This window comes from Nostoc sp. FACHB-892, from assembly GCF_014698795.1.
GTDB lineage: Bacteria > Cyanobacteriota > Cyanobacteriia > Cyanobacteriales > Nostocaceae > Nostoc.
Map to the genome: position 1 here is coordinate 104,127 of NZ_JACJTR010000003.1, position 21,448 is coordinate 125,574.

General features: G+C 41.2%; 15 protein-coding genes. 12 read left to right on the forward strand and 3 right to left on the reverse strand.

Annotated features, from left to right (window positions below):
• Window positions 1–111: 111 nt before the first annotated feature.
• Window positions 112–954: a methyltransferase domain-containing protein gene (locus tag H6G96_RS05315; RefSeq protein WP_190910467.1), complete on the forward strand. Its 843-nt coding sequence runs from the start codon at window positions 112–114 to the stop codon at window positions 952–954.
• A gap of 647 nt (window positions 955–1,601) precedes the next feature.
• Entirely contained in the window at window positions 1,602–2,384 is a 783-nt protein-coding gene (locus H6G96_RS05320) for an ABC transporter ATP-binding protein (protein ID WP_190910468.1), read from the forward strand.
• A gap of 93 nt (window positions 2,385–2,477) precedes the next feature.
• Here H6G96_RS05320 and H6G96_RS05325 read toward each other — a convergent pair whose 3' ends face one another.
• Window positions 2,478–3,137: a DUF1003 domain-containing protein gene (locus H6G96_RS05325; RefSeq protein ID WP_190910469.1), complete on the reverse strand. Its 660-nt coding sequence runs from the start codon at window positions 3,135–3,137 to the stop codon at window positions 2,478–2,480.
• 268 nt (window positions 3,138–3,405) lie between these two features.
• On the opposite strand from H6G96_RS05325, the gene H6G96_RS05330 reads away from it, so the two are divergent.
• A complete protein-coding gene (locus H6G96_RS05330; RefSeq protein WP_190910470.1) occupies window positions 3,406–4,245 on the forward strand; it encodes a GNAT family N-acetyltransferase in 840 nt (279 codons plus the stop codon).
• Between the two features lie 150 nt (window positions 4,246–4,395).
• Here H6G96_RS05330 and H6G96_RS05335 read toward each other — a convergent pair whose 3' ends face one another.
• Window positions 4,396–5,058 (reverse strand): GIY-YIG nuclease family protein, encoded by a 663-nt coding sequence (locus H6G96_RS05335; RefSeq protein ID WP_190910471.1) that lies wholly within the window; start codon window positions 5,056–5,058, stop codon window positions 4,396–4,398.
• Between the two features lie 122 nt (window positions 5,059–5,180).
• Between H6G96_RS05335 and H6G96_RS05340 the strand changes: the two genes are divergently transcribed.
• Window positions 5,181–6,110 carry a sugar ABC transporter permease gene (locus H6G96_RS05340; RefSeq protein ID WP_190910472.1) on the forward strand — a complete coding sequence of 310 codons (930 nt, stop codon included), beginning with the start codon at window positions 5,181–5,183 and terminating at the stop codon, window positions 6,108–6,110.
• Between the two features lie 44 nt (window positions 6,111–6,154).
• Complete coding sequence (locus H6G96_RS05345; protein WP_190910473.1) at window positions 6,155–6,946, forward strand: Rpn family recombination-promoting nuclease/putative transposase; 792 nt, start codon at window positions 6,155–6,157, stop codon at window positions 6,944–6,946.
• Window positions 6,947–6,967: 21 nt separating this feature from the next.
• On the opposite strand, the gene H6G96_RS05350 is transcribed toward H6G96_RS05345, so the two are convergent.
• Entirely contained in the window at window positions 6,968–12,880 is a 5,913-nt protein-coding gene (locus H6G96_RS05350; protein WP_190910474.1) for a translocation/assembly module TamB, read from the reverse strand.
• A 266-nt stretch (window positions 12,881–13,146) separates the two neighbouring features.
• Here H6G96_RS05350 and H6G96_RS05355 point away from each other — a divergent pair, with 266 nt between their 5' ends.
• The 7 genes from H6G96_RS05355 to H6G96_RS05385 all read left to right on the forward strand — a co-directional run bounded on the left by H6G96_RS05355 (window position 13,147) and on the right by H6G96_RS05385 (window position 21,393).
• Window positions 13,147–13,575, forward strand: coding sequence for a DUF3110 domain-containing protein (locus H6G96_RS05355; protein WP_190910475.1), 429 nt, complete (start codon window positions 13,147–13,149; stop codon window positions 13,573–13,575).
• An 82-nt stretch (window positions 13,576–13,657) separates the two neighbouring features.
• On the forward strand, window positions 13,658–14,584 hold the full coding sequence (gene murQ, locus H6G96_RS05360) for an N-acetylmuramic acid 6-phosphate etherase (protein WP_190910476.1): 927 nt from the start codon (window positions 13,658–13,660) through the stop codon (window positions 14,582–14,584).
• A gap of 517 nt (window positions 14,585–15,101) precedes the next feature.
• A complete protein-coding gene (locus H6G96_RS05365) occupies window positions 15,102–16,304 on the forward strand; it encodes a response regulator (protein ID WP_190910477.1) in 1,203 nt (400 codons plus the stop codon).
• A 293-nt stretch (window positions 16,305–16,597) separates the two neighbouring features.
• Window positions 16,598–16,963 carry a response regulator gene (locus tag H6G96_RS05370; RefSeq protein WP_190910478.1) on the forward strand — a complete coding sequence of 122 codons (366 nt, stop codon included), beginning with the start codon at window positions 16,598–16,600 and terminating at the stop codon, window positions 16,961–16,963.
• Window positions 16,964–17,015: 52 nt separating this feature from the next.
• Entirely contained in the window at window positions 17,016–17,489 is a 474-nt protein-coding gene (locus tag H6G96_RS05375; protein ID WP_190910479.1) for a chemotaxis protein CheW, read from the forward strand.
• Between the two features lie 110 nt (window positions 17,490–17,599).
• Window positions 17,600–20,905: a GAF domain-containing protein gene (locus H6G96_RS05380; RefSeq protein WP_190910480.1), complete on the forward strand. Its 3,306-nt coding sequence runs from the start codon at window positions 17,600–17,602 to the stop codon at window positions 20,903–20,905.
• A 137-nt stretch (window positions 20,906–21,042) separates the two neighbouring features.
• Window positions 21,043–21,393, forward strand: a complete 351-nt coding sequence (locus H6G96_RS05385) for a four helix bundle protein (RefSeq protein WP_190910481.1) — start codon at window positions 21,043–21,045, stop codon at window positions 21,391–21,393.
• Window positions 21,394–21,448 lie beyond the last annotated feature (55 nt).

A 21,448-nucleotide genomic window follows, 5' to 3' on the forward strand; every position in this document is an offset into this window, starting at 1 on the left:
CAGAGTTTATTATCCCTGCAAACCAAAAGACCCTGTTTTAATTAAAAACACACATGGTAGCCTAATGTGTATGTTTTTTTAATTGGGCTTTGTCTTAACACAGCTTTTTTCATGAGTGCAACACTTTACCAGCAAATCCAGCAATTTTACGACGCTTCCTCTGGTCTGTGGGAACAGATTTGGGGCGAACACATGCACCACGGCTATTACGGTGCTGATGGTACCCAGACAAAAGACCGCCGTCAGGCTCAAATTGATTTAATCGAAGAACTGCTGAATTGGGCAGGGGTACAAGCAGCTGACAATATCTTAGATGTGGGTTGTGGTATTGGTGGCAGTTCTTTATACCTAGCGCAAAAGTTTAATGCTAAGGCTACAGGGATTACATTGAGTCCTGTACAAGCCGCCAGAGCAACGGAACGCGCAATGGAAGCTAATTTGAGTCTGAGAACACAGTTCCAAGTCGCAAATGCTCAAGCAATGCCCTTTGCTGACGATTCTTTTGACTTGGTTTGGTCGCTCGAAAGTGGCGAACATATGCCAGATAAAACCAAGTTTCTCCAGGAATGCTACCGGGTGTTGAAGCCTGGTGGCAAGTTAATTATGGTGACTTGGTGTCATCGACCAACTGATGAATCCCCACTAACGCCTGATGAAGAAAAGCATTTGCAGGATATTTATCGGGTGTATTGTTTACCTTATGTGATTTCTTTGCCAGAGTACGAAGCGATCGCACGTCAACTACCATTAAACAATATCCGCACTGCTGATTGGTCGCAGGCTGTCGCCCCCTTTTGGAATGTAGTCATTGATTCCGCATTCACTCCCCAAGCGTTTTGGGGCTTACTAAATGCTGGTTGGACTACCATCCAAGGGGCATTATCTCTGGGATTAATGCGTCGCGGTTATCAGCGTGGGTTAATTCGGTTTGGCTTATTGTGCGGCAATAAGTAAAAACGCACGGTTGCCCTACTTCCTTAAGGGACTTCCAACTAAAAAATAATCAATCGTTTTGGAAGGCAGGGGAAGCTGGCGTTGCAGAAGAGGCAGGGGGAGAAAAAATTAGAAGCAGTTTAATGCCAATTGCTTTCTCATTGTGATATTTGAGTAAGCAAAAAGGCATATTGCTTTCTCAAAACCCTTGATTACTTTGTCATTTCGGTAGATTCAGCAAGCAAAAAGGCATATTGCTTTCTCAAAATGCTTGATTACTGTCTCATTTCGGTAGATTTAGCAAGCAAAAAGACATATTGCTTTCTCAAAATGCTTGATTGCTTTCTCATTTCGGTAGATTTAGCAAGCAAAAAGGCATATTGCTTTCTCAAAATGCTTGATTGCTTTCTCATTTCGGTAGATTTAGCAAGCAAAAAGGCATATTGCTTTCTCAAAATGCTTGATTGCTTTCTCATCTCGGTAGATCACGCACTCATTTTAGTATTTTCCGCAAGTAAACAGCACTTTGTTTCTAATTTGAGTAATTTACGCAGTAGCGATCGCTGATATTTTAATTCCTTTAAGCGTTAAAGACTTAGAATTAGTTTGGTATACTCGCTAAAATTACATTCTAATAAAATTAAATTTCTCATTTTTGAATTTCTGAAATGCCACTCGAACTGCAAAACCTCACAGGCGGTTACACCTTAGTACCAATTGTTCAAAATATTAACCTGACTCTGCAAACAGGAGAATGGTTGAGTTTAGTTGGTGCTAATGGCTCAGGTAAATCTACTTTACTCAAATTGCTGAGTCGTATTCTTTCCCCACAGCAAGGAATAGTGCTACTTGATGGCAAAGCAATTCACTCTCAACCCCCAAATGTAGTTGCACAGAAACTGGCATTATTACCGCAACAACAAACGGTTCCGGTTGGCTTAACAGTGCGACAATTAGTAAGCTTAGGACGCACGCCACATCAACCTTGGTGGCAATGGGAATTAAATGCCGAAGATTGGGGCAAAGTGGAAGCTGCAATTGAAAAGACACAGCTAGAAAAATTTAGCGATCGCTTAGTCGAACAACTCTCAGGTGGTGAAAGACAACGGGCTTTTTTAGCTCTGGCACTAGCCCAAGAGCCAAAAATTTTACTATTAGATGAACCTACAACTTTTTTAGATATTAACTATCAACTGCAACTATTGGAACTACTTAAAGAACTAAATCAGCAGCAGGGATTAACTATTATCACAGTTTTACACGAATTGAATTTAGCAGCACGGTATAGCTCTCGTATTGCATTATTAAAACAGGGTCATCTTTGGGAAGTTGGTACGCCTGAACAAGTTATGACACCAAATGCGATCGCTCAAGTATTTGGTGTGGAATCTGTGATTATTCACACACCTGTGGGTTTACAAGTTTGTGCTATTTCTGCTGTGTCATTATAACTCGATTACTTTTCTGACTAGAGTTTGACACTTTTTATTACTTCTGTAAAATTTTGCCAAATATACCCTTACAAATGCCTTAGTTAGGAATATTTATCGGCGAACTAACTTATCAATAACTTTGTTATTGTCCATAACTGGTTGGTCAGCATTGAAAGCTTTGTTAACAATAACTCGCTTAGGTGATTGAGCGCCATTTTGGACGTACAGTCCTGGCAATACACTCACTTTGCTTTCTTTACCTTCAGGCACTAGACTTACTTTAAGCTCATGGAGAACTTGCTGTTGTTCTTTGATAATTTGGGTCAGTTCGTTTAGTTTTTGAGTGTGTAAATCATCCAATTTTTGATGCAGCAGTTCGATATTTTGTCCAGCTTTCAAATTCACCTGATGATCAATTTCGGCATTTCTCCGATCAGTATCAGACTGGCGGTTTTGGCTCATCAAGACAACTGGCGCTGTATAGGCTGAGGCAAATGAAAACACTAAATTGAGCATCATGAACGGTGATTCATCCCAGTGGGGAACCCCAGGCGTTGCGTTTATACCAACCCAGCCAGCTAAAACAACGCTTTGCCCAATCAGAAATCCCCAAGAACCCACTTTCATGGCTAATTTATCAGCAATGCGTTGTCCGCGAGTCAGTGGTTCAGTGGAAATGTTTTGGGCTGCTGGTTGTATCTCCACAATTTGAGGTTTTTGAACTACTTTTACATCAACATTGTTGGATGATACTTTTTTGAATGGATTCATGTTGCACCTCTTGGCGTTATTTCTGTCTGTGTTTACCCTGATAACTTTTAATGTACGATGGTTAAACGATAGAAGCAAATATTATAACTTTGCAAAACGATAAACAAAAGTGATGATAAGCAAAAAACTATCTTCAGATATTTAGGTGTAGAGGCAGCGATCGCACTCCAGCTTGATGTAGTAGTGATAGATGATTGGAAGCTACACAATAATATATAGAAGGTTCTAGATAGCACAACTCTTTACTTGGTTCGTAGTTAGGCAAATCATGCAACTACATAAATTCGACAACATTCAGGAATTTTGGGACTGTACTCAGGCTTACTTACTTCAGCATCAGGTAGAAAATAATCTTTTGCTTAGTATCTTGCATACCTTGTTGCATAACCCAGAACGTTATGTAGGTAAGCCTTATTTAGCAATTGTCCAAACAAATGGTGAGATTCTGGCTGTTGCCATCCGCACCCCACCCCAAAAATTGATCCTATCCAAAGCCCAGAATATGGATACTTTGCGATTGATTGCTCAAGATTTGCGTCAAGAGCAACTCCCAGGAATCATGGGACTGGCTAAAGAGGTAGAAATATTCTCGCAAACTTGGCAAACACTGACAGGGCAATTCTATCAACGGTCGGTGGTAATGAAAATTTACCAATTAACGGCAATGCAAAGAGTCTCAACAGCCAGAGGATATCTCAGACTGGCAACTGAAAGCGATCGCTCTCTTTTGGTCGAGTGGCTTTCTGCATTTTTGTCTGAGATAGATGAGGCGGTGAGAGAAGATGTCGAACACCAGGTAGATAATTGGTTGAAACAGCAGAATACTTATTTTTGGGTTGATAGCACTCCAGTTTCAATTGCCTCTAGTAAACAAGTGTTACCTACAATTGGTCGGATCAATTTAGCTTATACACCACCAGAGTATCGTCGCAAAGGATATGCTACTGCCTGTGTCGCAGCGTTAAGCCAAAAACTGCTAGACCAAGGATGCCGCCATTGTTTCCTCATGGCAGATTTAGCCAATCCCACAGCCAATCATATTTATCAAGCGATTGGGTATCGCCCCCTAAGCGATTGGCACGAATACTCATTCACCTCAAACGAGTAAGCATAATAAAGCGATCGCTTCAATTAAATTACTTTCTATGGCAGAATATGTAAACTGCGATCGCACCTCCATCTCCTAAAACACCAGGGTAAGCGCATTTCATAATAGGGTATCCAAGTGGGGAAATAACGAGAGGACTGAACACTCATCCTAAGACTTGGTTTCTTGTGTTTGTGCGTCGATAATTACACTCCAGTCATCATTTGTTACAGCAGCTTCAAGTTGACGCTGACGTTCGGCTATACTCGCATCTATTGTTTCTGACTCTTTAGAGAGGGTTGTGTCAGCCATTGCTTTCCGCAGTTTTAGCTTTTTCTCCTCGTAGGCTTGACGTTCCGCCTCTGACATTACCGCCTTTGCAGCTTCGCCTACCGTGCTAGCCCACATTTCGCAATCAGTTGCATTACCAGGTGGTGTGCTTTCGAGTTCTGCTATCCACGCATCTCGCAAATCTTCCATTTCTTGACGCTTGGGAAACTTGAATGCTTGCACCCGCACAAAAGCACACTTTTGCTGACCATTTTGGGTGATATGACTGTTTAGGGAAAGCAACACATTCCGAGAATAGCCGATGTACTGCGTATAGCGTTCTGCGTCTAATACTGAATAAACACCTGCGATTTTAGCGTTTTGAGCAGCTGTACTCCAAGTCTCAAAGTCAATGATTTCAGTACCATCGTTTGCCAGTTCTGGGGTTATACTCACCTCAGTGGCGGTGTGTTCGTCGTCGGAACTATACAAAAATTCATGTAGCCCACGGTGGTTTATGGGGACATTTTGATGTTCAATTGGCGGGTTGTGCTGAGTTTCCATTGTCCTTTATCTCTGAGTTATTACAGCAGATTGCAAATATATGCCTTTAGAATATTGAAGCTTAAATTGACTCACATCCCCAAATTCTTGCTGACAAAGCGAAAACAACTATTAGACCTTATATGAATCAATTGACACCTAAAAATTGGATATTCATCAAACAGCGACTTACCCCCTATTTATTTTTACTACCAGCCCTAGTTCTTTTGGCGTTAACAGTCTTTTTGCCTGCGCTGCAAGCGTTTTACCTCAGCTTTACTAGCTATGAAGATATAGTCCAGCCGCCACAATGGATAGGTTTCGCCAACTTCCTTAAACTTTGGAAGGATGCAGTTTTTTGGAAAACTTTGGAAAACACTTTTTTATATCTTGTGGGTGTAGTCCCAATTTTAGTAATTGCTCCCCTAGTGCTGGCAATTTTAGTAAATCAGAAACTGCGGGGGATGAATTGGTTTAGATCGGCATACTACGCCCCAGTAGTAATTTCAATGGTGGTTGCGGGAATAGCTTGGAAATGGCTGTATGCAGAAAACGGATTACTCAATCAGTTCCTGAAAGCTTTGGGTCTTTTTCCAGAAGGTATTCCTTGGCTAACTAGCCCAGCAAAAATTTTTGGCATTGTACCAATTTCTCTTGCCAGCGTCATGGCTGTCACCGTGTGGAAGGGACTAGGCTACTATATGGTGATTTATTTAGCGGGGTTGCAATCAATTCCTGCTGATGTTTACGAAGCTGCTGCGATCGATGGCTCTGATGGTATCAGCAAACATTGGGATATTACCATACCTTTGATGAAGCCATATTTAGCACTAGTGGCTGTGATTTCGGCTATTTCTGCCACCAAAGTGTTTGAAGAAGTCTACATTATGACGCAAGGGGGGCCACTCAGTAGCTCGAAAACGATTGTTTATTATCTATATGAGCAAGCTTTTGGTAACTTGGAAATTAGCTATGCTTGTACAATTGGTTTAGTGCTATTTTTGATAATTTTAGGATTATCAATTTTGCGGTTAGTTATCAATCAAGAGGGAGGAGATAATATCACCATTTAATATTTAATTATAAATATACTCAAATATTTCAACATCCAGAGTGCATGAAAACAGACACGATTTTTTACACTTTATTTCAAACTCTCCCAGGTGTCTTGTTTGAACTTTTGGAACAATCTGAATCCCTGGCGTTGCACTACCAATTTACCTCGGTAGAAATAAAAGAATTAGCACGTCGTATCGATGGTTTATTCCTACCCAAACCTGACTTTCCAGAAGACATAATCTATTTTGTTGAGGTACAGTTTCAGCGCGATGACGATATTTACTGGAGAATAATAACAGAAGCTTTCCTGTATATAAATCAATATAAACCTCAACGTCGCTGGCAAGCAGTATTGCTTTTTCCTCAACGCAGTCTCGATCCAGGAGTACCATTCATCTATCAAACATCATTAAATCAACTGCAAATTCGGATAATTTATTTAGACGAGTTAGATGATGTAAGATCATCTTCGGTTGGGCTAGGCGTGATTAAGTTAGTCGTTGCAACAGAAGATAAAGCCGTACAGCAAGCGAAAAATTTGATAAATCAAGTACAGCAAACGGATGAAGCTAACCGTAGTAATCTCTTAGAATTAGTAGAGAGAATGCTTATCTATAAATTTGTAAACAAAACTCAGCAGGAGTTAGAAGCGATGTTTGGATTAACCGATTGGAGACAAACTAAATTTTACCAGGAAGTAAAAGAAGAAACAAAGTTGGAGACTATACCTCGTTTGCTTAAGTTTGGTTTAAGTATAGAGCAAATCTCCCAAGCATTAGAATTAGATGTTAACCAGGTACGACAAGCTATTGAGAAGCAAGGAAAAGAGGGAACAGAAAGTAATTCGTAATTTCCAATTTAAGAGATTTATTTAAAACCGCGTTTGATACTCCACTACTGCACGACTATCATCAGCTAAATTAGTGGAAGCACGCACACGAAACTTATCGTTTATCCGGTAATTAACACCCCACTGGAATGGGTCATTTGTTGTCAAAATCTTGATGCTGGAAACCGATATTTTTGAAGAAATATCAACCCCAGCCTCTGCTGCTAATTCCAAAGTTGAACTACTCCTTCCAGCTTCGGGATTATCAGAAATAATAGTAGGAAATATTCGCAGTTCACTTAAGCCAAAGGTACTCCCAATCTGGTTAAAAGCTGACTGAAAATTGTTGAACACAGCCGAACCTGCGATGTTAATCAAACCCAAAGTACTGTCGCCACGTCCTTGGGTGTCTACAAATCCACCTCCTAAAAGAGCAACAATTTCGGTTTGACTACGTGACGGACTGCTTGTTAGTTCTAGATTTTCGTTCAGTTTGCTAGCAAGACCGTTGATAGTGGCTTCGACTCGAACACTCTCTAAAGCTGATAAACCTGTGGTATTTATCCGGCTGAAGTCATTACTTTGAGTTACGTCTAGTACCTTTGCATATAGCCGAATATCTAAGTTGGGGTCGCGGGGTTGAGAAGGGCTAAAAGTTGCAGTGTGTTGATAACCACGAGCAAGGTTAAATTGGGTAGTAAATAAATTCACCCCACCTTGTTCTAACCGAATAGTACCATCGGGTATTGGCTGATTGATTGAGCCGTTAACTATGAGATTACCAGTGGCGCGGAAGTTGAGAATAGGAGGACGGGTAATTTGGACGTTTTTACCGAGTTCTAAATCTAGATTATTAAATCTAGCGGTTGCATTTCCTATCCCATTCCCAATTTCAGCTTTACTCTGCTTATTATCTTTTGTGGGTGATACACCCAGACCACTATTTGCAGATGAAGTCGCGTCGGTAGATTCCGCCAGCAATACCTGACCATCAAATAAATTTACTTTACCGCCAATTACTGGGCTAAGGGCAGAACCAGTAATCTGTAAATTGCCGCTAGCACCTCCCAGGTAAAGTCCCTTCAGATTTAACGCTAATTGATCGAGATTAACAGTTAGGGGATTGTCGATAATCACGTTTTCATTGTTGAAAATGGGAATTCTTCCAGCAGCTTCTACCTTCCCACGGCTAAATCTACCTTGAAAATTTTCTACTGAGATGTTGTCAAAATTAAACAGTATTCTACCTGTGACATCTTCCAGCTTTCCTGGCAAAGCCTGGGCTGAAAAAATAGCATCATTAATGGTGGCAATTCCATTTACTTCGGGTTTTTGCAATGTTCCACTTACCTTAAGGTCTACTTCTCCTTTACCCTCCTCAAATACTACTTGATTATTCAATGCGTTTAACAGTGCCAATCCCTCGTTTTCTAACTTCATTTCTAAACTGATTTGTTCACTGTCTGGTGCCACGGAAGCAAAAGGTAATTTATAAGGGATGCTGCCAGTAATATCAACAGGTTTTGGCCCAGCAACTGCTACAGTACTACCAAAGTTTAAACGTCCGTTGGCATAGCTGAAACTTGCGATCGCTGACTCTATTTTGCTCTGATTTAATAATCCTTCTGTAATTTGCAATTCCCCTCTAGCTTGGGGATTAGCAATGCTGCCTGCCAAAGCTGCTGTACCGTTAAGATTACCTGTGATTCCAACTGGCAGTTTGACAAAATTATTCAGTACTTGTGCTGGCAAATTATTCACCCGCAACTGTCCAGATTGTTCATCACCGCCAACGTTACCTGTGAAGGCAATCAACGTGTTTTCAGATTCAAGCCGTAAAGGTCGCAAACTCAAAACACCGTTTTCAAAGTTACCTTCGGCAATCACTTTGTCGGCAGTATAAAAACGATTTCGTTCTTCTTTTTTACCCCAGGCAAAGTTTTGTCCATTCAAATTAAAATCCACTGATAATCCATTGGCTGTAGCTGTATTTACAGCCACTTCCCCGTTGAAAGTGCCTTTTAAGTCTGCCAAATCTGGTATGGGAGTGGAATTAAGTCGCTGTTCTTCCTGTTCTGCTACCAAAGCTTCAATTTCAGAAAACCGTTGGATTTGGGTTAATAAAGTTTGATTTTGCACTCCTTGAGGGGTGGTGGTTAGATCCTCTGCTGTGCCATAGATTTCTGCTGAACCACCTGGCAAATTTTGTAAATCAAATATCTGCGCTACAGTCAGAACATCTTGGATCTCTCCTTGGTTGACATTCAGTTTACCTTGTAGTTGAGGACCTTTAGGGCTTTGAGCAAAAGTACCGACAAGGGCGTAGCTACTTTTGCCTTTGACAAATTCGCTGCTGGTGAGTGTGCCTTTCTCACTGCCATAACGGAATTGAGCCGCTAAATGATCGCCTTTAAGCCGGCCAATTTGCGGATTAGCGATCGCTAAATTTCCCGTTGCTGCTAATGTCTGCTGATTAAACAGCAAATCCCCAGTTAACAACCCAGTGATCTTACCAGTACCCAGTCGAGTAACTGGTGGCGGAGTCAAATTCAATATTTGTAAGGGGAAATTTGCAAGTTTAAGCGCCCAATCATTCCCTTGCACATTGCCTATAGCTGATGCTTGCTGCCATTTTACTAAGAAGGATTTCGGGCGATTATTAGCATCTAAATTGAAAGCAAGGCGATCGCTATTACCCGCTAAGTTCAAATTTAACCCGCGTCCCTGTACTGAATCGATGTTTCCAGTTAACAACGGCTCAAAAGCAATATCTTGAACAACCAAGTCTCGTAAATTAATTTGCCCTACTACATTTGGCAAGGGCAACTTACCAGTGATTTGACCATTAAAATCTACTCTCCCCGCCACAGCAACCTGATTAGGAAGATTGATCGGTAACTGTTTTAAGTTGTAATTCTGCGCTTGAACGTTGAGATTTAGGGCAGTAATTTCCGGTATACCTGCTCTCTGAGCATTGGCTAATATATTACCAGCCACACTTAAACCGGGAGCAGTTGCTCGTTCAATGGTAAGTCTTTCACCACTCCAAGCGATCGCAGCCGTCAGGGGTTGCTCAAAACCAGGGATACCTTGGGATAATTGCACTTGTCCAGCAGCACGTACATCAGCTAATTTGGATGATCCAAACGTGCCAGCTAATTGCAACTGACCGCCAAACTGACCCCGCAATTGCTGATTTAACCGATTTAATTCCACACCGTCAGCATCAACTACAGCTTGATAGCGACCATTAGCTAATTGGATATTAGAGGCTGCGATCATTCCACCTGCAACATCCAGTCGCCCTTGACCACTAGCTTGAATCGTTTGCGGTTGGAAGGACTTAACAGAACCCGCTACGTTTGCTTGACCAGTTAACGTCCCTTGGAATTGCGGTGGTACTGCTGCTAACTGCTGCAACGGTACATTATTTGCTTGAACTTGCGCCTGGTATACACCATTACCCACTTGGATATTAGAGGCTGTGATCGTTCCACCTGCAACATCCACCCGTCCCTGACCACTAGCTTGGATAGTTTGCGGTTGGAAGGATTCAACAGAACCCGCCACGTTTGCTTGACCAGTTAACGTCCCTCGAAACTGCGGTGGTACTGCTGCCAACTGCTGCACAGGTACATTCTTAGCCTGAACTTGTGCCTGATACATACCATTGGCAAGTTGGATATTAGAGGCTGTAATAGTCCCACGCGCAACATTTATCTGCGCCTGACCGTTGGCTTGAATAGTTTGCAGCTTAAAAGAATCAACAGAACCCGCTACATTGAACTGACCAGTTAACGCTCCCTGAAACTGCTTTGGTAGTGTTGCCAACTGCTGCACAGGCACATTATTGGCTTTAACTTGCGCCTGATAAACACCATTAGCCACTTGAATATTAGAGGCTGTAACCGTACCACCGCCAACAGCAAGGCGACCTTCACCACTGCCACGGAGCGTTTTCAGGCTGAAATTATCTCTGTTGCCTGCGATTTGAAATGTACCCGCCAATGGGTTCTTTAAAGCTGGGGGAGACTGTTTCAATATTTGTCCCAACCGCACACCATTAGCTACAAGTTGAGCAGAGAAGCTTTGGTCTTGCAGTTGGATATTAGAAACTGCAACTGTACCGCCGCCAATTTCAACTCCTCCACCATCACTGCGAATCGTGGCAACTTCAAATGGTGCTGTGCTGCCTGAGAGAATAAGACGACCATTAAACTGTGCTTCCGCCAAAGAGACATTTTGCAGTTGACTTTTGTCTACAAAGGGTTCTAATTTTACCCCAGAGGCAACAGCCACAGCTTGCCAACGCTCATTGGCATAACTACCAGTTGCCCGGACTGTACCACCACTTACATTAAGAGCTACATTGCGGAAAGAAACGTTGCGATTTGGAGCGATCGCAACTTCGCCAGTTCCGGGGTAAGTTCCGTTAGGAGCTTGAAACTGTACCAAAGTTTGGACGTTGGTAGGAGCGCCAGTTAGTTGGGCTGTACCTGAGACATTGCCGATTTTGAAGGCGGGAGTTATTTCATAAACTTTTGCGATCGCATCCCCTGGAACATTCTTAGCAGCAAAATTTATATCCAGTTGCGGGTTTTTACCGAGTTGAATTGTGCCAGCGCCCGTGATATCACCACCAAATTTAACTTTACCTTGAATATCTTTTAGGGCAATTAAAGAGGAACTAGTAGCAAGTTCAAACTTACTACTGATGCTATTAAAATCAACTTTATCAATCCGAGCAGTTTGAATAGTGGTGACTGTGCCTGAGAGAATTGGCTCTTTAGTTGATCCAGTAATCTGCAAATCAGCTTTTACTTGTCCAGCGATCGGCATAGGTAGTTTTACCTTGAGGGTATCCTGGGCATTAGCCAAACTTACCGCATTTACACGCCCTGCCAACTTAAAGCCTGCTTGAGCGTCGATGATTCCCGCAGCCACTACGGGAATTTTGCCGTAGTTAGTAGTAACATTGTTTAACTGCAACTCCGTCCCCTGGAAGCGGAGATTTCCTTGGCTATTGCTCAACAGTTGCGGGACTTTGGGTATTTGAAGTGTTACCCCTTCCACAGCAGCACTGCCATACAATAAAGTCTGCTGTCCTGGTGTTAACCGAACTAACAAATCGCCATTGGCTCGACCCGTCTGTAAGTTCACTGGCAACTTAATCAACCGAGTAATATCCGCAGCCAACAAGTCTTGTGCTTGCAACTGAAAGTTGCCTGCTAGCACCTTGGAACGCGTCTCTCCCTGAATAGAAATACTGCCACCACTGTCAGCTTGACCCCCTACATTAAACCTGATCAACTGATTATTTGCTAAAAGTTGGGCAGAACCGTTGATTTGAGAAAATGTTACGGGAGATGAGGACGATCTTGCTCCCCCTGCTCCCCCTGCCTCCCCTGCCTCCCTTGCCTCCTCTGCCCTCTCCTGCGGCATCAAAGCCAGCTTGGCATTACGGAACCGCAGGTAATCCAAATCGGTTTTAATTGCACCGCCTTCACGTGACGACGCTATTTTAGTGGAAATCCAGCGTCCTTGGTCATCCTGGTCAATGTAAATATCTGGGTTGACTAAGGTAACATCTAGCTTTAAGTGGCGGTTAAAGATTAGTTGTAACAAGTCAAAACCCACCTCTACAGTTTCGACTGCGGCCCGATCTGGATCTGTGGGTGTCGCCGGGATAGCTGAAGCCCCAAACTGCACTCCTGTCAAGGAAAATTGTGTGACTCTTCCTAGTTTTACCGGACGGTTGAGTGTAGTAGTCAGACTTTGTTGTGCCAACGGCGTTAACTCTGTTTGGACAAAAGTCCACAACCGCCAAATACCGACGACAACTCCTAACAGTAAAAGTCCGCTCAAAGTAATGCTACCCCGACTCAACACCAGCAACCACAGACGCTTGCGGATAGGCGACGGAGACAGAATATCTTGATTGGGAGATTTAGTCATTTGCTTTCACTGTATTAATTGCCGGATGTTGCTGGCACAGACAAGCATTAACTGACACATTGATTCAGTATGCCATTTCCAGGATACGCCAACTAAACCCAAGACCTAATTGGTTGAGTTACAGTATTTCCCTGATCCAATACTTATGCTTAATAATATTGGCGTTTTCCGGTAAATCTGATCTGAATAGAGTGAAAATTGTTCCTGTGACTTTTGCACAGGCACAACGTCGAACTTTAATATGAATAGACCTTAAAAAAAGACAGATGATTACACCAATGCGTGTCTTTGTGTTAATTTTTAATGCTCGAACCGAAAATGAGGGAATTCACACAATTCGGGAGGGCGATCGCAATAAAATTCTGATGTTCGAGTCAGAAGACGACGCGACGCGCTTTGCCCTGATGCTGGAAGCTCAGGATTTCCCCTCACCTACGCCAGAGCCAATCGATGCTGAGGAAATCAAGGAATTTTGCGAAAGTGCTGGATATGAATGGGAAATCATCCCAGAAAACAGCAATTTAGTTGTAACTCCCCCAGAACTTAACGTCGAACAAACCGACTGGCAAGTAGATGCCCAGAAGGAGGATACTGTTGAAGACACTTTCCCTCTCAATCAACAGCCACTAGAAGAACCAGAATTATCTGATTCTGAACTAGAGAAGATGCGTCGCAAATTGGAAGGATTGTTGTAATTAGTCGTTAGTCACTGGTCATTGGTCGCTAAGTGACTAATGACAACGGACAACGTGACAACGGACAACGGACAAAGGATAAATGACAAACTTGCAGGAACGTGGACATCTTTTAACCGAGCTGGTAAATCCTAACAGTCTTAACTTAGACCAGCTCAGTTCTCTGGAATTGGTGGAGCTGTTTAATAGCGAAGACCAAAAAGCAGTCGAGGCGGTTGCGGCGGCGAAAGTTCAGTTGGCACAAGCAATTGAGCGTACCGCAGAACGTTTGCGCCACGGAGGACGCTTATTTTATATCGGTGCAGGCACAAGTGGCAGATTAGGAGTGTTGGATGCTGCTGAGTGTCCACCTACTTTTTGTACACCCCCAGAGTTGGTACAAGGGATTATTGCTGGTGGGGCTGGCGCACTGGTACGCAGTTCCGAGGATTTAGAAGATAGCATCCAAGATGGCGAGGCTGCGATCGCAGGGCGACAAATTACCCAGCTAGATGTAGTAGTTGGGATTACTGCTGGTGGAACAACTCCTTATGTCCACGGTGCGCTTCATGCTGCACGTCAACGGGGAGCCACTACTATTTTTATTGCCTGTGTTCCAGCCGAACAAGTTAGCTTTGATGCCGATATTGACATTCGCCTATTGACAGGGCCAGAAATAATCGCTGGCTCAACTCGCCTGAAAGCTGGTACAGTCACAAAATTAGCTTTAAATATCCTTTCCACTGGAGTGATGGTCAAGCTAGGCAAGGTTTATGGCAATCGGATGGTGGATGTAGCAGTAACAAATCAAAAGTTACGCGATCGCGCTTTGCGAATTTTGCAAGACCTCACAGGTTTAAGTCGAGAAGCTGCTGGCTTTTTATTAGAACGCAGTGGTAAATGGGTTAAGCTAGCGCTATTAATGCACTGGACTGGTTTGGAAAAAGACGAGGGCGATCGGTTGCTTTCAGAACATCAAAGTAATCTCAGAGCAGCTGTTTTAAGTTATCAAAACCACAACCAAGCTTAAAGAAATTTTTCTCAATAAATACTCTATTAATGGCTGTTACTTTTCTTAGTAGCACGCCTTTTTTGTAAGTATAATGTTTTCTAGATAACTTCAAGCTCAGTAAGATGTATGAACAAATGTTAATTTAAATCAATAGTTTTAACATTTGTTACCAATCTCAATAGCTAAAACAAAAATTTCTAGAAACTGCTAATTATTTTCAAACGAAAATTCAGAACTTATACGGATATGATTTCCTAGAAAAATTCTTAAAATAATATATCAATAATGATGTGGATTATAGCAGCTAATCGAGCGATTAAATATTAGGAGAGCAATAAAGTATACCAATAATCAACTCTCTACTAAATAGTTTATTTTCTAGCAAAAATTTTGCAATTTCACATCTTTCTTACTTTTAATAAACTTGATTTAGGCTATATACCAAATGTATTTCCACTTTTTGACATATCTACTGACCACTATATAGCTAATGTGGGTTTTTCAACGCCTGGCTTTTCAATAAAAGGAATAAAGTATGACCCACCCAGAACTTATTTTTTCAAATAACATAGTTAATGAATTTAAAACTTGTACTCAGTTGCAATACAATGGCAAATTAAATATTAAAAGTTCAAAGGGTAGTCAATGGACTTTTTATTATCGGCTAGGACGCATAGTTTGGGCAACAGGTGGAACTCACCCCTTCCGGCGCTGGCGTAGACATATGTCTCAAAATTGTCCTCAAATTGATATTGATAAATTGCAGTTGCGTTTACAAGACGTATCAATTGATTACTGGGATTATCGCCTTCTAGAAATATTTTATAAAAAACAGAAAATCCAGCGTGAACAGATTCAATCTATTGCAGAAAGCACGATAGTAGAACTATTATTTGACCTAGCTCTGCAAGGAAATTTTGCTTCTATAAGTTGCAATCGTAGCCAAGAAGTTATCTTAGAAACACCAATGAGCTTCACGAGTGCAGAAATGTCTGTAAAACATATGCAAGATTCGTGGAAAATTTGGTCAGAAGCTGGTTTAGCAAATTTTTCTCCTGACTTGGCACCAGTTCTGCGGCGGCCAGAACAACTCCAGCAGATGGTAAGCCCATCTGTCTACAAAAACTTTGTCAATTTAATCAACGGCAAATTTACTCTGCGAGATTTAGCAGTGAAAATGAAGCAGAGTGTACTGCCATTAACGCGTTCGTTGCTTCCTTACATTCTTAAAGGAATCATAGAATTGGTGGAAGTACCTGACTTGCCCTTAGGAGTTACTGAAGTCAACAATAACTCTAGCAACACACAACTAAAGAAGCGGACTGCTCCACTAATAGCTTGTGTGGATGATAGCCCTCAAGTCTGTAAAATCCTAGAGGATATTATCACTTCCAATGGACTGAGGTTTGTGAAGATTCAAGATGCTGTACAAGCTCTACCAAACCTCATTCAGGATAAACCAGACCTGATTTTTTTAGATTTGGTTATGCCAGTTGCCAGTGGTTACGAAATTTGTACTCAGTTGCGACGGATATCCACTTTTACCAACACACCAATAATTATATTAACAGGCAGCGATGGCCTTATAGATAGAGTTCGTGCCAAAGTAGTTGGTTCCACAGATTTTCTCACTAAACCTGTTGTAGCTGATAAAGTAATGGCTATAGTACGTAAGTATTTACCTACAGCGAGTGTATCTATCGATAAGAGTAAATCTAATTTAGAGGTTTGTAATTAGGTTAAATTAGTAATTTTATTGATAATTAATCTGATTACCTTGAAATTTTAATTGATCAGAAGTGTTTATTACGTACTTTTTCTGAGGTTAATAAATAAAGATTAGATCAAAATTAGACAAATACATTTTTTGTATTTTTAGCAGTCCTATTTTAGTTATGAAATAGTGGTTATGGCAAAAGAACTAGGGGTTAGCCTCTAGTGTCTTCCATGCCTTTATTCACAAATTATTTAGGACTTGTTTGTATGTCTTAATCTGTTTACATTCTGAAAATATTTTAATGGATAATTACCATGAATACTGTTTTAGTTGTTGAAGATGGCTTAACAGATATGGAAATAATCAGCCGTTACTTGCAACAGGCAGGTTATTCTGTGATTAGTGCCAAAAGCAGTGAAGAGGCTCAAGATAAAATAGATAAAAATAAGCCAGACCTAATATTTCTCGACGTAATATTACCAGGTAAAAGTGGCTTTGAAATTTGCCGCGAACTAAAAAACAACCCCAATACTAGCCAAATACCTGTAGTTTTTTGCTCTACAAAAAATAGTGATGTAGATAAAATTTGGGGCAATATGTTGGGTGCTGATGGTTATTTATCAAAACCGATTAATCGAGAGGAATTAGTAGTAACTTTGAAGCGGTTGATTAATAAATAATAATTGCAAATAGTTGCTACCAGTAAATCATCAAAGAAAAGGATCAATAAATTTGGAAACCAGAGAAAAGTTTTTAAATTTCAATTTGGGAGCCAGTGATACAGCCGTAATTTCGTTGCAAAATATCACAGAAGTTTTGCAAGTACCATTACCTGAAATATGTGGCGTTCCTCAGATGCCCAGTAGTGTTTTAGGTATTTATAACTGGCGGGGTGAGATGCTGTGGTTGGTGGATTTAGAGGCAATGTTAGGTTATCCTCCAATTTCGCAAGGATCAAACTTACTTTCAAAAATGATGGCGATTGTTCTGGAAAACAAGGGTAAGTATTTGGGATTATTGGTGCGACAGCTTATAGATATTGAATGGCTAGATATTCAGCAGATGAAACCCCCAACTACCGAATTATTTTATCCTAAAATATCACCTTTCTTGCAGGGATATTTTATTAACGATTCCGAGGATATGATTTTTAATTTGGATGCCATAACGATTATTCAAGCTCCCATGTGGGGGATTCATAATTGAACATAGATACAGTATTTTGACATCTCCTAATTATTGATGGCAAAATACCAGTTCATTCTTACCTGTAAAATATCAACCTATTACAAGCCACAAAAATTGAGGATAATCAAATGACATTTTTGTATAATAGTCACGATAATCAGCATCTAATCTCTGAATTAGAAAATCAAAATGGTAAAGCTGATATAACAAATATTGCTAACAATGAAATATCTTTATTAAATGCGATCGCTCAGGAATTTAAAACTTCGCGGCGACAGTTGCAAGACATTGCAACTCATATGCGCCAAGCTCCAGACCTTAATACACTATTCAAAATCACTGTAGCGCAAATTAGAGAGAAGATTGGCTGCGATCGCGCCTTAATTTATCAGTTTACTTCTCTGGAATCAGGTAATGTTTTAGCAGAATCTAGAACACTAGGTTGGACACCGACTTTAGGCGAAAATATTCCCGGAATTGTTTTTGGTTTATATGCCAATCAAGATTATATAGAACCTGTAGTTATTGACGATATCAATCAGATACAACTTACACCCTATCAAAAGCAACTGTTAGATAAATTTCAAATCAAAGCTAGTTTGAGTTTACCAATTGTAGTAAAAGGTAAAGTCTGGGGGTTACTGGCAGTAAATAATTGCTCCTCGACACGGCAGTGGCAAGAAGTAGAAATCAGTCTATTATCTCAAATTACAACAGAACTGACCTACAAATTGCAGAGCTTTGAATTCCAAAAAGAACAGCAACAGCGCATACTAGCAAAAAAATCGGTAGCTAAAGTCATCGACAAAATTCTGCGGGTATCAAATGTCGAAAAGCTTTTCCAAACAACCACTCAAGAAGTACGTCAATTACTAAAATGCGATCGTGTCGCTGTCTACCGCTTCAAAGATGACTGGAGTGGCGAGTTTGTTGCTGAGTCAGTGGGTAATGGCTGGATAAAAATGGTTGGCCCTGATTTTTACATGGTTTGGGAAGATAGCCACTTACAAGACACTCAAGGAGGACGTTATGCCAAGGGCGAAACTTTCGTGGCCAATGACATCTATAAAATGGGCCATGCTCAATGTCATATTGACATTTTAGAGCAGTATGAAATGAAAGCTTACATCATTGCCCCCATATTTTCTGGAGAGAAATTATGGGGCTTGCTGGCAGCTTACCAAAATTCTGGGCCTCGTGATTGGCAACCTTGGGAAGAAAGCTTTGTAACTCAGATTGGGCTGCAATTTGGTGTAGCTATCTCACAAGGAGAATATCTGGAACAAGTGCAAACGAAATCTGACCAACTAGCTCAAATAGTTGAACAAGAAAAAACTTTTACTAAGATAGTTAGCCGCATCCGACAATCCTTAGATGTAGATAGCGTCTTCAAAACAACCACTCAAGAAGTGCGTCAATCACTGCGATGCGATCGCGTCGCTGTCTATCGCTTTAACGCTGACTGGGGTGGTGAATTTGTGGCTGAGTCTGTGGGTAATGGTTGGACAAAACTGGTAGGGCCTGATATTAAAACCGTTTTGGACGATACCTACTTACAAGATACTAAAGGAGGTAGATATGCCAGAGGTGAAAACTTTATCGTTAATGACACCTATGAAGAAGGGCTTGCTCCCTGCCATATTGAGATTTTAGAGCAGTTTGAAGCCAAAGCTTACATAATTGTTCCTATATTCTTCGGGGAAAAATTGTGGGGTTTGTTGGCAGCTTATCAAAATTCTGGTCCCCGTCAATGGCAAACTTGGGAAGCGAACTTTCTGGTTCAGATTAGCTTGCAGTTTAGCCTAGCTAAATCACAAATAGATTATTTAGAATTAGTTCGCGTTAAATCTGAGAAACTAGCTCAGATAGCAGAACAAGAGAAAGCTGTTACTAAGATCAGTAACCGCATCCGGCAATCTTTAGATGTAGAAGAAATCTTCAAAACAACTACTCAAGAAGTACGCCAATTACTACGGTGCGATCGCGTTGCCGTCTATCGCTTCAACCCTAATTGGACTGGCGAATTTGTAGCAGAATCAGTAGCTCATACTTGGGTAAAACTGGTAGGCCCCGATATCAAAACTGTCTGGGAAGATACCCACTTGCAAGAAACTCAAGGAGGTCGATATGCCCAAGGGGAAAACTTTGTTGTAAATGATATCTATCAGGTAGGTCATTCTCCTTGCCACATTGAAGTTTTAGAGCAATTTGAAGTTAAAGCTTATGTAATTGTTCCTGTATTTGCTGGAGAACAATTGTGGGGATTGCTGGCAGCTTATCAAAATTCTGGAACTCGTGATTGGGAAGAATCGCAAGTTACCTTGTTAGCACGCATTGGTAGCCAGTTAGGCTTGGCATTACAACAAACCGAATATTTGCAACAAGTACAAGCACAGTCAGCAAAATTAGCAGAAGCCGCAGCACGAGAAAAGGCAGCCAAGGAGTTACTACAACAACGATCTATTCAACTCCTAACAGCCCTTAGACCCGCCCTCAACGGCGACTTAACAGTACGCGCACCGATTACAGAGGACGAACTAGGAACGATCGCAGATGCTTACAATAATACTCTGCAAGCACTGCGGCAAATAGTTCTTCAGGTACAGGGGGCTGCTCAACAAGTTGCCCAAACTTCCAGTAACAGCGACGCTTCACTAGCCGGATTGACCAATTTAGCGCAACAACAATTGGAGGAAATTACCGCAGCTTTAGGTGACATTCAACAGATGGTAGACTCTACTCAAGCTGTGGTGGCGAATGCTGAGTTAGTGCAAGTAGCGGTGCAACAAGCCAATCAAACTGTAGAGTCTGGCGATGCTGCGATGAACCTGACTGTAAAAGCAATCCAAGGAATTCGTGAAACTGTTGCTCAAACCAGCAAAAAGATTAAACGCCTCAGTGAATCTTCGCAAAAAATCTCCAAAGTGGTGAATTTGATTGGTAATTTTGCTACACAGACAAACGTATTAGCTCTGAATGCAGCCATTGAAGCCACCCGTGCCGGTGAATATGGCAAAGGCTTTGCAGTTGTCGCGGATGAAGTTCGTTCTTTATCTCGCCAGTCAGCAGCAGCAACCATCGAAATAGAAAAACTAGTCCAGGAGATTCAAGCAGAAACCGGGGAAGTTGCAGTAGCTATGGAAATTGGCATTCAGCAGGTGGTAGAAGGTACAAATCTTGTTAGTGACACTCGTCAAAACTTAAATGCGATCGTTTCTGCAACTGCCGAAATTAGTCAGCTAATTGAGCGAATTACCGCAGCGACTCAAAAACAAATGACGCAATCTGTAACAGTCACAAAGTCAATGCAAGATGTAGCAGAAATTGCTAATAAAACTTTTGCTGAATCTCAAGAAATTGCTACTGTGTTCCAAGAATTGTCAGGCATGGCGCAAGAGCTATTAACAACTGCTAGTAAGTTTAAGGTGAAATGAAAAATAGTTAGGAGTTAGGAGTTAGGAGTTATTGGGTTAAAGCATTAATTAGATAAATCACTATTTTGTTGACAAATTTAAAAATGCTTTGACCTTAATTAATTGTAGATTTTGAGTCGAAGATAGGAGAAGAGTAATTGGCAGAGAGTATTATTCAACAGAAGAGTTTTCAATTTGCTTTGGAAATTATTCACCTATATATTAAACTGCAAAAGCAACGGGAATATGTGCTTTCTAAGCAATTACTACGAAGTGGAACAAGTATTGGTGCGAATGTTGAAGAGGCTAGCGGTGGCCAGAGTAGAAAGGATTTCTTGGCAAAAATGTATATTGCATACAAAGAAGCTAGGGAAACCAAATACTGGCTACGTCTACTACAACAGTCCAAACTAGTAAATATTGATTTAACCAATGAACTAATCTATGCAGACGAAATCATTCGGATTTTGAGTTCAATAGTCAAGACAACTGAAAAATCAATTGGTTGATCAACTCCCAACTCCCAACTCCCAACTCCCAACTCCCCACTTCCAACTCCTAACT

Bases quoted from the DNA above. Each gene is read 5' to 3' on its own strand.
- H6G96_RS05315 (WP_190910467.1), top strand. From the start codon at position 112: ATGAGTGCAACACTTTACCAGCAAATCCAGCAATTTTACGACGCTTCC.
- H6G96_RS05320 (WP_190910468.1), top strand. From the start codon at position 1,602: ATGCCACTCGAACTGCAAAACCTCACAGGCGGTTACACCTTAGTACCA.
- H6G96_RS05325 (WP_190910469.1), bottom strand. From the start codon at position 3,137: ATGAATCCATTCAAAAAAGTATCATCCAACAATGTTGATGTAAAAGTA.
- H6G96_RS05330 (WP_190910470.1), top strand. From the start codon at position 3,406: ATGCAACTACATAAATTCGACAACATTCAGGAATTTTGGGACTGTACT.
- H6G96_RS05335 (WP_190910471.1), bottom strand. From the start codon at position 5,058: ATGGAAACTCAGCACAACCCGCCAATTGAACATCAAAATGTCCCCATA.
- H6G96_RS05340 (WP_190910472.1), top strand. From the start codon at position 5,181: ATGAATCAATTGACACCTAAAAATTGGATATTCATCAAACAGCGACTT.
- H6G96_RS05345 (WP_190910473.1), top strand. From the start codon at position 6,155: ATGAAAACAGACACGATTTTTTACACTTTATTTCAAACTCTCCCAGGT.
- H6G96_RS05350 (WP_190910474.1), bottom strand. From the start codon at position 12,880: ATGACTAAATCTCCCAATCAAGATATTCTGTCTCCGTCGCCTATCCGC.
- H6G96_RS05355 (WP_190910475.1), top strand. From the start codon at position 13,147: ATGATTACACCAATGCGTGTCTTTGTGTTAATTTTTAATGCTCGAACC.
- murQ (WP_190910476.1), top strand. From the start codon at position 13,658: ATGACAAACTTGCAGGAACGTGGACATCTTTTAACCGAGCTGGTAAAT.
- H6G96_RS05365 (WP_190910477.1), top strand. From the start codon at position 15,102: ATGACCCACCCAGAACTTATTTTTTCAAATAACATAGTTAATGAATTT.
- H6G96_RS05370 (WP_190910478.1), top strand. From the start codon at position 16,598: ATGAATACTGTTTTAGTTGTTGAAGATGGCTTAACAGATATGGAAATA.
- H6G96_RS05380 (WP_190910480.1), top strand. From the start codon at position 17,600: ATGACATTTTTGTATAATAGTCACGATAATCAGCATCTAATCTCTGAA.